The sequence below is a fragment of the Streptomyces sp. NPDC050161 genome (genome assembly GCF_044460025.1).
Taxonomy (GTDB): Bacteria; Actinomycetota; Actinomycetes; order Streptomycetales; family Streptomycetaceae; genus Streptomyces.
Genome location: NZ_JBITJM010000049.1, coordinates 1 through 11,580 on the forward strand (window position 1 = coordinate 1; position 11,580 = coordinate 11,580).

At 71.7% G+C, this 11,580-nt stretch carries 8 protein-coding genes, 1 rRNA gene and 1 pseudogene; 6 read left to right on the forward strand and 4 right to left on the reverse strand.

What is annotated here, in order from left to right; translation table 11 throughout:
- The first annotated feature begins 148 nt into the window (after window positions 1–148).
- The gene (locus ACIBK8_RS35600) at window positions 149–1,039 is read left to right on the forward strand and encodes a siderophore-interacting protein (protein WP_399046817.1); all 891 of its coding nucleotides are present in this window, start codon (window positions 149–151) and stop codon (window positions 1,037–1,039) included.
- Between the two features lie 35 nt (window positions 1,040–1,074).
- Here ACIBK8_RS35600 and ACIBK8_RS35605 read toward each other — a convergent pair whose 3' ends face one another.
- A complete protein-coding gene (locus tag ACIBK8_RS35605; RefSeq protein ID WP_399046819.1) occupies window positions 1,075–2,109 on the reverse strand; it encodes an HAD-IIA family hydrolase in 1,035 nt (344 codons plus the stop codon).
- 201 nt (window positions 2,110–2,310) lie between these two features.
- Between ACIBK8_RS35605 and ACIBK8_RS35610 the strand changes: the two genes are divergently transcribed.
- The 5 genes from ACIBK8_RS35610 to ACIBK8_RS35630 all read left to right on the forward strand — a co-directional run bounded on the left by ACIBK8_RS35610 (window position 2,311) and on the right by ACIBK8_RS35630 (window position 9,183).
- Window positions 2,311–3,567: a DUF1015 family protein gene (locus ACIBK8_RS35610; protein WP_399046820.1), complete on the forward strand. Its 1,257-nt coding sequence runs from the start codon at window positions 2,311–2,313 to the stop codon at window positions 3,565–3,567.
- 247 nt (window positions 3,568–3,814) lie between these two features.
- Complete coding sequence (locus ACIBK8_RS35615) at window positions 3,815–5,425, forward strand: pyridoxal phosphate-dependent decarboxylase family protein (RefSeq protein ID WP_399046822.1); 1,611 nt, start codon at window positions 3,815–3,817, stop codon at window positions 5,423–5,425.
- A 34-nt stretch (window positions 5,426–5,459) separates the two neighbouring features.
- Complete coding sequence (locus tag ACIBK8_RS35620; protein ID WP_399046824.1) at window positions 5,460–6,779, forward strand: lysine N(6)-hydroxylase/L-ornithine N(5)-oxygenase family protein; 1,320 nt, start codon at window positions 5,460–5,462, stop codon at window positions 6,777–6,779.
- Window positions 6,776–7,384, forward strand: a complete 609-nt coding sequence (locus ACIBK8_RS35625) for a GNAT family N-acetyltransferase (protein WP_399046825.1) — start codon at window positions 6,776–6,778, stop codon at window positions 7,382–7,384. Before ACIBK8_RS35620 ends, ACIBK8_RS35625 begins: the two co-directional genes overlap by 4 nt.
- Window positions 7,384–9,183, forward strand: a complete 1,800-nt coding sequence (locus ACIBK8_RS35630) for an IucA/IucC family protein (RefSeq protein WP_399046827.1) — start codon at window positions 7,384–7,386, stop codon at window positions 9,181–9,183. The genes ACIBK8_RS35625 and ACIBK8_RS35630 overlap by 1 nt, the downstream gene beginning before the upstream one ends.
- Window positions 9,184–9,308: 125 nt before the next feature.
- On the opposite strand, the gene ACIBK8_RS35635 is transcribed toward ACIBK8_RS35630, so the two are convergent.
- From ACIBK8_RS35635 to rrf, 3 genes and pseudogenes are all read right to left on the reverse strand, one after another.
- Complete coding sequence (locus tag ACIBK8_RS35635; protein WP_399046829.1) at window positions 9,309–10,151, reverse strand: hypothetical protein; 843 nt, start codon at window positions 10,149–10,151, stop codon at window positions 9,309–9,311.
- Between the two features lie 183 nt (window positions 10,152–10,334).
- Window positions 10,335–11,321: pseudogene (locus ACIBK8_RS35640) on the reverse strand (hypothetical protein); the annotation flags it as partial.
- Window positions 11,322–11,488: 167 nt separating this feature from the next.
- Window positions 11,489–11,580 (reverse strand): 5S ribosomal RNA (gene rrf, locus ACIBK8_RS35645); the annotation flags it as partial.

Below are 11,580 nucleotides of genomic sequence, written 5' to 3' on the forward strand. Positions count from 1 at the left end.
CTTCGGGGGGGGGACCCCAACCCCCCCTCGCGCCTATTTCCGGGGGCGCCCCCCCCCGGGGGGGGCCCCCCCCCCCCGGCCCCCCCCCCCCCGCCCCCACCGACCGGACCACCGGACAACCACCGCACGGCCACAGGAGGTTCACCGCATGACCACCACCGCCGCCCCCGCCACCGCACCGTTCCGCTTCTTCGATGTGCACGTCGTCCGTACCGAACGGCGCAGCCCCTCCGTGGTCCGGATCACCTTCGGCGGCGAACGGCTGGCCGAGATGGCCTCCGGCGGTCGTGACCAGCGGTTCAAACTCTTCCTCCCGCAGCCGCACCAGAGCAGGCCGGTCTTCGACGACACCGGCGAGGGCTGGTACGCCGCCTGGCGGGTCCAGGACCCCGCCGAGCGCGCCGTGATGCGCACCTACACGATCCGTGAACAGCGCCACGATCCCGAGGAGTTCGACGTCGACTTCGTCCTGCACGGCGCCGACGCGGCGGGCCACGCCCCGGCGAGCGGCCCGGCCAGCAGCTGGGCGGCGGCGGCCAGGACCGGCGACCGGCTGTCCGTGCTCGCACCGACCGTCGAGGACAACGGCGGCGTCGACTTCCGGCCGCCGTCGGGCACCGACTGGATCCTGCTGACCGGCGACGGTACGGCGCTGCCCGCCGTGGCCGGCATCCTCGCCTGGCTGACCCCCGGCACCCACGCCCAGGTCTTCCTCGAAATCGACCACGAGGACGACCGGCGGTACCTGCCCAGCTTCGCCGACGCCGACATCACCTGGATCGTCCGCGACCACGCCGGCGCCCCCGGCGGCGAGGCGGTGGTGGACGCCCTGCGCACGGCCACCCTGCCCACGGGCACGCCGTACGCCTGGATCGCCGGTGAGGCCGGATCCGTCAAGGCACAGCGCAGGCACCTCGTCCAGGAGCGCGGATTCGACCGCAGGGCCGTGAAGTTCACCGGCTACTGGCGGCGCGGCGCCACCGAGGAGGACCTGATCGCGGAGCTGACGGCGGCGGCTGCGGCAGCGGACCAGGACTGACGGGCGGCCGGCCCGGGGACCGGCCGCCCCGCGTCTCACCGCCCGTCCAGCCCCAACCGCTTCAGGGCGCCACTCGCGTCCGCCGTACAGCTGCCGTCCCCCGCCGCCGTCCAGGCCGCCGCGCACAGCGCCCGCAGCCCGTCCAGGGGCTCGCCCGCGCCGTCCAGCGTGAGCGTCCCGCCGTCCGCCGCGGCGCGCCAGCCGCCGCACCCGAAGCCCTCACCCGCCGGCTCCACCGCGGGCTGCGCCGTCAGCAGCCCGCGCAGGTCGGCGTCGACGTACGTCGGGCGGTGCGGCGGCGTGGCGGTCAGCAGTTCGGCGGCGGTGGTGACGCCGGTGAGTACCAGCAGCGAGTCCACCCCGCCGTTGCAGGCGCCCTCGATGTCGGTGTCGAGCCGGTCCCCGATCACCAGGGGCCGCTCGGCGCCGGTCCGCAGCACCGTCTCCCGGTGCATCGGCGGCTGCGGCTTCCCCGCCACCTGCGGCGTCCCGCCCGCCGCGGTCCGCACCACCTCGACCAACGCGCCGTTGCCCGGCGCGATCCCGCGCTCCTTGGGAATCGTGAGGTCGGTGTTGGAGGCGAACCACGGCACACCGCGCTGCACCGCGTACGCGGCCTCCGCGAGGCGCCCCCAGTCCATCGCCGGGTCGTAGCCCTGCGCCACGGCCGCCGGATCGTCCTCGGCGGAATCGACGGGCACCAGGCCGCGTTCGCGCAGCGCGACCCGCAGCCCCTCGCCGCCGATGGCCAGCACCCTGGCGCCCGGCGGCACCTGCTCGGAGATCAGCCGGGCCACCGCCTGCGCCGACGTGATCACGTCGGCCGCGCCGGTCGGCAGGCCGAACCCGGTCAGCTGGTCGGCGACCGTCTGCGGGGTCCTGGCGGCGTTGTTGGTCACATACGCCAGATGCATCCCGGCGTCCCGCGCCGTGACCAGCGAGTCCACGGCGTGCGCGAGGGCCGCGCCGCCCGCGTAGACGACGCCGTCCAGATCGAGCAGCGCCGTGTCGTACGCCTCGTTCAGCGGGCGCTCACACCCGCCGGGCCGCCTGCGAACCTGCTCCGTCATGCCGTCCTGCTCCTCACCCGCCCACGCACCGCGCGGACCGCCGCGACACGCCGTACGGATGCCGCGGCGCCCCGCACACGGGCCCCCGGGGGATCCGCCGCGCCGCACCGCGTCCGCCCCGCCGCGCCTACCGATATATCCAGCCACATCATGGCTCTCCCCCGATCATCCCTCACCCCACCAGCGGAATAGCATTTCCCAATGACCAGCACCGACGGCCTTCGCCTCCTCCCGTTCCGCGGACTGCGCTACGCCCCGGACCGGGTCAGCAGCCTCACCGCGGTCACCTCTCCCCCGTACGACGTCGTGGTCAGGCCGGACGGCGTGCGGTACCTGGAGACCGCCGACCCTTACAACATCGTCCGGCTGATCCTGCCGCACGCCGCCGACCCCTCGGCGCGCCACCGCCAGGCGGCCGACACCCTGGCACGCTGGCGCGCCGACGGCGTCCTGACCCCGGATCCGCAGCCCGCGCTGTACGTGTACGAGCAGCGCGCGGGCGACGTGCTGCAACGCGGTCTGATCGGCGCGCTGCGGCTGGACGGGCCGGTGCTGCCGCACGAGGACGTCATCCCCGAGGTCGTCGACGACCGGGCGCAGCTGATGCGCGCGGCAGCCGCCAACTTCGAGCCGCTGCTGCTCTCCTACCGCGGCCGGGGCACCGCGACGGGCGCCACCGCCGTCATCGAACGCACCGTGCGGCGCCCTCCGTTGCTCGCCACCACCACCGAGGACGGTTTCGCGCACCGCCTGTGGGCCGTGACCGCCCCCGCCGACCTCGCCGCGGTCGACGCCGACCTCGCAGGACGCCAGGCCCTGATCGCCGACGGCCACCACCGCTGGGCGACGTACCAGCGGCTGTACGAGCAGACGCCGGGCGCCACCCCCGCCTCACCCTGGGCCTGCGGGCTCGTGCTGCTGGTCGACACCGCCCGCTACCCGCTCCAGGTGCGCGCCATCCACCGCGTGCTGCCGCACCTGACACCCGAGGCGGCCCTCACCGGCCTCGGCGGGGCCTTCCGCGCCCGGCCGCTCCCGGCCGATCTCACCGCGGCGCTCGCGGCGTTGGACGACGCCGCAGGCAACGCCTTCGTCCTGGCCGGCGGCCCGGACACGTTCCATCTGCTGGACCGCCCCGACCCGGAGCTGCTCGCCCGCACGGTGCGCGGGGACCGCCCCGAGAGCTGGCGCGGGCTGGACGCCACGGTGCTGCACTCCGTCCTCCTGGACGCGGTGTGGCGCGTCCCCGACCGCCCGTCGGACATCAGCTATCTCCATGACGCGCGGGCCGCCGTCGCACAGGCCGCCCGGCACGGCGGTACGGCCGTCCTGATGCGCGCGGCGTCGGAGGACACGGTCCGCCAACTCGCCCTGGAGGGCGTGATGATGCCCCGCAAGTCGACGTCCTTCGGGCCCAAGCCGGCCAGTGGCCTGATTCTGCGCACCCTGGACGCGTAGGGCACCTTCGCACCGCTCCCCCGCCGCCAGGACGCCACGTCACGAACGGGTCCGACCTGCGCGTCCGCACTCCGCGCGCCCCGGGCCCACCGCTCCGGGCGGCGCCCCGGCACCCCCTCCCTGATGGCCGAAACAGTTAGGTTAGGCTTACCTCACTTCGTCGCGGCGGGTCCTTCCTGCCGCGACGTCACCACGCCGCCCCCACCGCACAGGGCGTGGTCATGTCCGTATCTGGGAGGACCCCCTCATGAGCCTCCTCGCGCACTCCGCCGAGGACCCGTCGCCCCACCCCACCCCCGGGGCGACACCGCACGCCACGAACACACCGGAGACCGGAACCCCCGCGGTCCCCGAACCCGCCGACGGCCGCAGCTACCTGCTGGGCAACGGCACCGCCCGGCAGTACCGCCAGGCGGTCACCGAAGGAGTCGACCGGGTCGGCGCCAAAATCGCCACCACCCGGCGGCCGTTCACCGGCATCTCCGTCGACGGCCTGACCCCCACGCTGGCCGGCATCGACCTCGACGCACCGCTGCACGACCCCACCGCGGCGCTCGACGAACTCGAAGACGTCTACCTCCGCGACGCCGTCTACTTCCACCACCCGCGCTACCTCGCGCACCTCAACTGCCCCGTGGTGATCCCGGCGCTCGTCGGCGAGGCCGTCCTCAGCGCCGTCAACTCCTCCCTGGACACCTGGGACCAGAGCGCGGGCGGCACCCTGATCGAGCGCCGCCTGATCGACTGGACCGCCCGCCGGATCGGCCTCGGCGAACAGGCCGACGGCATCTTCACCAGCGGCGGCACCCAGTCCAACCTCCAGGCCATGCTGCTCGCCCGCGACGAGGCGTGCCGCCGCGAACTGACCCGCGACGACCTCCCGGCGGACACCCGCCACTCCGACGTGCTCCCCCGGCTGCGCATCCTCACCTCCGAGGTCAGCCACTTCAGCATCCAGAAGGCCGCCACGCTCCTGGGCCTCGGCGCCGACGCCGTACTCCCGGTACCCGTCGACGCGACCAAGCGGATGCGCACCGACGCGCTGGCCGCCGCACTGGAGCGCTGCCACCGCGACGGGCTCATACCGATGGCGGTCGTCGCGACCGCGGGCACCACCGACTTCGGCAGCATCGACCCGCTCCCCGAGATCGCCGACCTGTGCGCACGGCACGGCGCCTGGATGCACGTCGACGCCGCCTACGGCTGCGGCCTGCTGATCTCCCGCAGGCGCGCACTGCTGTCCGGCATCGAACACGCCGACTCGGTGACCGTCGACTACCACAAGTCCTTCTTCCAACCGGTCAGTTCCAGCGCCGTCCTGGTCCGCGACCACACCACGCTGCGGCACGTCACCTACCACGCGGACTACCTCAACCCGCGCCGGATGGCCGAGAAGCAGATCCCCAACCAGGTCGACAAATCGATCCAGACGACCCGCCGCTTCGACGCCCTCAAGCTCTGGCTGACGCTGCGCACCATGGGCGCCGACGCGCTCGGCGGCCTCTTCGACGAGGTCATCGACCGCGCGGCGGACGCCTGGAAGCTCCTCCACGACGACCCCCGCTTCGACGTCGTCACCGAACCCCAGCTGAGCACCCTGGTCTTCCGCTACGTCCCCGGCGGCGACCTCGATCCGCAGCTGAGCGACCGCGTCAACCTGCACGCCCGCGAGGCCCTGTTCGCCTCCGGCGACGCCATCGTCGCGGGCACCGTCGTCGACGGCCGCCACTACCTCAAGTTCACCCTGCTCAACCCGGAGACCACGCTGGAGGACATCGCCACCGTCCTCGACCTGATCGCCGAGCACGCCGGTACCTACCTGGCCGAGCAGCCCGAGCCGGCTCTCAGCACACGCTGACCCTCCCCACAGCCGACCACATCACGGAGACCTCGTGTCCGCCCCTTACGACTTCATCGCCATCGGCCTCGGCCCGTTCAACCTCGGCCTGGCCTGCCTGACCGAACCCATCGACGGACTCGACGGCCTGTTCCTCGACAACAAGGCGTCCTTCGACTGGCACCCCGGCATGATGCTGGACAGCAGCCACCTCCAGGTGCCGTTCATGGCCGACCTCGTCACCCTCGCCGACCCCACCTCGTCCTTCTCCTTCCTGAACTACCTGAAGGAATCGGGCCGGATGTACTCCTTCTACATCCGCGAGAACTTCTATCCGCTGCGGGCCGAGTTCAACGACTACTGCCGCTGGGCGGCCGGCAAGCTCGCCGGCATCCGCTTCGCGCACCAGGTCACCACCGTCGAGTACGACGAGAGCGAAGAGCTGTACGTCGTGCACGCCGAGCACACCCCCACCGGCGACCGCCACACCTACCGCGCCCGCAAGCTCGTCCTGGGCACCGGCACCCCGCCGCACATCCCGGACGCCTGCCGCGGCCTCGGCGGCGACCTGCTGCACAACGCGGACTACCTCGACTCCAAGGCCCGCCTGCAGACCAAGGACAGCATCACCATCGTCGGCAGCGGCCAGAGCGCGGCCGAGGTCTACTACGACCTCCTCCAGGACGTCGACACCCACGGCTACCAGCTGACCTGGGCCACCCGCTCGCCCCGCTTCTTCCCCCTCGAATACACCAAGCTCACACTGGAGATGACCTCGCCGGAGTACGTGGACTACTTCCACACCCTCCCGCCGGCCACCCGCGACCGGCTCAACGCCTCGCACAAGAACCTCTACAAGGGCATCGACTCCGAGCTGATCAACGACATCTTCGATCTGCTCTACCAGAAGAACCTCAGCGGCCCCGTCCGCACCCGGCTGCTCACCAACACCTCACTGGAGCACGCGAGTTACGACGCGACCTCCAGCACCTACACCCTCGGCCTCCGCCAGGAGGAACAGGGCAAGGACTTCACCCTGGACACCCAGGGCCTGATCCTCGCCACCGGCTACCGCTACCACGTCCCGGCCTTCCTCACCCCGGTACGCGACCGCATCGCCTGGGACGACCAGGGCCGCTACGACGTCGGCCGCAACTACAGCATCGACACCAGCGGCCACGGCATCTACGTGCAGAACGCCGAACTGCACACCCACGGCTTCGTCACCCCCGACCTCGGCATGGCCGCCTACCGCAACTCGTGCATCATCCGCGAGCTGCTCGGCCGCGAGTACTACCCGGTCGAAAAGGCCATCGCCTTCCAGGAGTTCGCCGCCCCGGCCGGCCCGCACCACCCCCAGGAGATCCCGGCATGACCGACGCCCCGCTCTTCACCCGCACCGACGCCGCCCTCGGCACCTTCGCGCTCCGCCCGGTCGACCCTTCCCCAAGCTCTCAACTTCGTTCGAGCAGGGGAGGCCCCATCGCCGACGCGGCACTGCTGCACGGCTGGGTCACCCACCCCAAAGCCGTCTTCTGGCTGATGCAGGACTGCGATCTGCCGGACGTCGAGAAGGAGTTCGCGCGGATAGCCGCCGACCCGCACCACGACGCCTTCCTCGGCCTGCACAACGGCACCCCCGCCTTCCTCATGGAGCGCTACGACCCCGCGCACCGCGAACTGGTCGGCATCCACACGGCCGAACCCGGCGACGTCGGCATGCACTTCCTGACGGCCCCCACCGCCACCCCCGTGCACGGCTTCACCCGCGCCGTCCTCACCACCGTGATGGACATGCTCTTCGACGACCCGGCCACCCGCCGCGTCGTCGTCGAACCGGACACCCGCAACACCGCCGTACACACCCTCAACAAGGCCGTCGGCTTCGAGATCCTCCGCACCGTCTCGCTGCCGTCGAAGGACGCCTACCTCAGCACCTGCACCCGCGACCAGTACCTGGCCGCCCGAGGAGAGAACTGATGCCGAACCCCTCCACCGGCACCGCCCAGGGCGCGGTCGCCCACCTCACCCCCGCCCTGTGGTCCCGTGCCAACCGGCTCCTCGTCCGCAAGGGCCTCGCCGAGTTCGCCCACGAGCGGCTGCTCACCCCCGAGCCCCTGGCGCAGGACGGCCACTACACCGTCCGCAGCGACGACGGCACCACCGAGTACCGCTTCACCGCCCGCCGGCGCGCCCTCGACCACTGGCTGGTCGACGCCGACAGCATCACCCGCCATCGCGGCGACGACCAACTCCCCCTGGACGCCCTGGAGTTCTTCATCGAACTCCGCGACGCACTGGGCCTCGGAGAAACGATCCTCCCCGTCTACCTGGAAGAGATCAGCTCCACGCTCTCCGGCACCGCCTACAAACTCGCCGCCGAGCAGCTCACCGCAGCCGACCTCGCCACGTCCGGCTTCCAGGCCATCGAGACCGGCATGACCGAGGGCCACCCCTGCTTCGTCGCCAACAACGGCCGCCTCGGCTTCGGCATCCACGAGTACCACGCGTACGCCCCGGAAGCCGCCACCCCCGTCCAGCTGATCTGGCTCGCCGCCCGCCGCGACCGCTCCACCTTCACCGCGGGCGCCGGCCTCGACTACGAATCCTTCGTCCGCGACGAACTCGGCCAGGCCACCCTCGACCGCTTCGCCGCCACCCTCACCGGCCTCGGCCTGGATCCCGCCGACTACCACCTGATCCCCGCCCACCCCTGGCAGTGGTGGAACAAGCTGTCGGTCACCTTCGCCGCCGAGGTCGCCCAGCAGCACCTGGTCTGCCTCGGCACCGGCGACGACGACTACCTCGCCCAGCAGTCCATCCGCACCTTCTTCAACACCAGCGCCCCCGAGAAGCACTACGTCAAAACGGCCCTCTCGGTCCTCAACATGGGCTTCATGCGCGGCCTGTCCGCGAACTACATGGAGGCCACCCCGGCCATCAACGACTGGCTGGCCCGCCTGATCTCCGGCGACGACGTCTTCCGCGCCGCCCGCTTCTCGATCATCCGCGAACGCGCCGCCATCGGCTACCACCACCGCCAGTACGAGGCCGCCACCGCCAAGGGCTCCCCGTACCTCAAGATGCTCGCCGCCCTCTGGCGCGAGAGCCCGGTCCCCACCCTGGAGCCCGGCCAGCGCCTGGCCACCATGGCCTCACTCCTCCACGTCGACCACGAAGGCAACTCCTTCGCCGCCGCCCTCATCGAGGAATCCGGCCTGGCCCCGGCCACCTGGCTGCGCCGCTACCTCGACGCGTACCTGACCCCGGTCCTGCACAGCTTCTACGCCTACGACCTGGTCTTCATGCCGCACGGCGAGAACGCGATCCTCGTCATCGAGGACGGCGCAGTGGCCCGCGTGATCTTCAAGGACATCGCCGAAGAGATCGCCGTCATGGACCCGGACGCGGTACTGCCGCCCACCGTCGAACGCATCCGCGCGGACGTCCCCGAGGACAAGAAGCTCCTCTCCCTCTTCACCGACGTCTTCGACTGCTTCTTCCGCTTCCTCAACGGCACCCTCGCCGACCTGGGCGTCCTCGACGAGGACACGTTCTGGCGCACGGTCGCCGAGTGCGTCACCGACTACCAGAAGTCGGTCCCCCACCTCGCCGACAAGTTCCGCCAGTACGACATGTTCGCCGACGAGTTCGCCCTCTCCTGCCTCAACCGTCTCCAGCTGCGCAACAACCAGCAGATGGTCGACCTCCAGGACCCGGCCGGCGCCCTCCAGCTCGTCGGCACCCTCCACAACCCCATCGCGCCCTACGCGCCCTGAGCCCACATATGCGAAAGGGCGGGATCCCGGCTGGGATCCCGCCCTTCGTCATACCGCGCTCAGCTCACCGCGCACTCACCGGCCACACACCTGCGGCCGTGACCGGCGCTCGCACGTTTCCACCCCTACTCGGAGCCCTTCTCGAACCGGTCGCCCCGCTCGTCCCGCTCGTCGTCGTGCACCGGAGCCTCATCGGCCACATCGACCTCGTCCGCAGCATCCTTCGCACCGGACTCGTCGACCGCACCGGCACGACCGGCCTCATCGCCGTCCTCCGCATCGGCCTCTTCGTCCAGCGCGTCGGTGAACTCCACACCGTCCAGCTCGGCCAGCCGGTCCGACGCGTCGGTCGTACCGCCCTGGTCCGCCTCCAGCGCTTTGGCGAACCAGTCCCGCGCCTCGCCCTCGCGCCCGACCTCCAGCAGCGCGTCCGCGTACGCGTACCGCAGCCGCGCGGTCCACGGGTGAATCGCGTTCGACGCCAGCTCGGGGCTCTGCAGCGTCACGACCGCCGCATCCGCCTGCCCCATGTCCCGCCGCGCACCGGCCGCGACCAGCCGCATCTCGACCTGGCCCGCCTTGTCCAGCTTCGCCACCTCGGGCTCACCGGCCATGGCCATCGCCTTCTCCGGCCGGCCGAGACCACGCTCGCAGTCCGCCATGACGGGCCACAGCTCCACGCCGCCGGTCATCCGCCGCGCCGCCCGGAACTCGCCCAGCGCCTCGCTGTACTTACCGACCGCGTACGCGGCGAACCCCGCCGCCTCACGCACCGCCGCAACCCTGGAAGCCAGCCGCAGCGCCACCCGCGAGTACCCGTACGCCTTCTCCGGGTCCTCGTCCAGCATCTTCGCGACCATCACCAGGTTCTTGGCGACGTCCTCGGCGAGCGTCTTGGGCAGGCTCAGCAGCTCCTGCCGCACGTCCTTGTCGATCTCGTCACCGGTGACGTCCTCCGGAATCGGCAGCCGCCGAATCGGCTCCCGGTCCCGCCGGTCATCACGCCGATCGTCCCGCCGCTCATCCCGGCCACGCCCCGCACCATACGGCCGCCGCCCCCCACGCTCATCATCCCGCCGAAACCCACCACGCCGGTCATCCCGACGCTCATCGCGCCGGTCGTCCCGCCGGAACCCACCACGGTCCCCGCCACGATCATCCCGACGGAATCCACCACGGTCCCCACCGGACGACCGGTCATCCCGACGCTCATCACGCCGGTCATCGCGCCGGAACCCACCGCGATCGCCACCGGCCGGACGGTCATCCCGCCGGAACCCACCACGGTCCCCACCGCGCTCGTCCCTACGGAACCCGCCACGCTCGCCACCGGACGGCCGGTCATCCCGACGGAACGACGGCCGCTCATCACGCCGATCATCGCGCCGGAACCCACCACGGTCCCCACCACGATCATCGCGACGGAATCCGCCACGGTCCCCACCGGACGACCGCTCATCACGACGATCATCCCTCCGGAAGCCGCCCCGGTCACCACCGGACGGCCGATCGTCACGCCGGAACCCACCGCGGTCACCACCGCGCTCGTCCCGCCGGTCGTCGCGCCGGAAGCCCCCACGGTCGCCCTCATCGCGACGCGGCCCACGCGGCCGGTCATCCCGCCGGTCGCCCCCGCGGAATCCCCCACGCTCGCCACCGGACGGCCGGTCATCGCGACGGAACGACGGCCGCTCATCACGCCGATCATCCCGACGGAACCCACCACGGTCCCCACCGGACGGACGATCGTCACGCCGGAACCCACCACGGTCCCCACCACGATCATCCCGACGGAACCCACCACGATCCCCACCGGACGACCGCTCATCACGACGATCATCACGCCGGAACCCGCCACGGTCACCACCAGACGGACGGTCGTCCCGCCGGTCGTCACGGCGGAACCCACCGCGATCGCCACCGGCCGGACGGTCATCCCGACGAGGCCCGCGCGGCCGGTCATCCCGCCGGTCGCCCCCACGGAATCCGCCACGGTCACCGCCGCGCTCACCGCCGGAAGAGCGGTCATCACGCCGCCCGTAGCCACCGCCGGACGGGCGCCCGCCACGGTCGTTGTCACGCCGCGGGCCCCGGTCGTCACGCCGGAAGCCACCGCGGTCGCCATCGTCGCGCCGCTGAGGCCGGCGCTCCGAACGATCGTCGGAAGAGTTGGTGGACATCGACGTGACTCCTGTCTTCGGACTGCATTCATTCTCACGCACCGACCAGTTCGGCGCGCTTCGGCAAAACAAAAAGGACCCCTGGTCCCAGCGTGAACGCTGGGACCAGGGGTCCTTGAAAGATTGTTCGGCGGCGTCCTACTCTCCCACAGAGTCCCCTCTGCAGTACCATCGGCGCTGAAAGGCTTAGCTTCCGGGTTCGAAATGTAACCGGGCG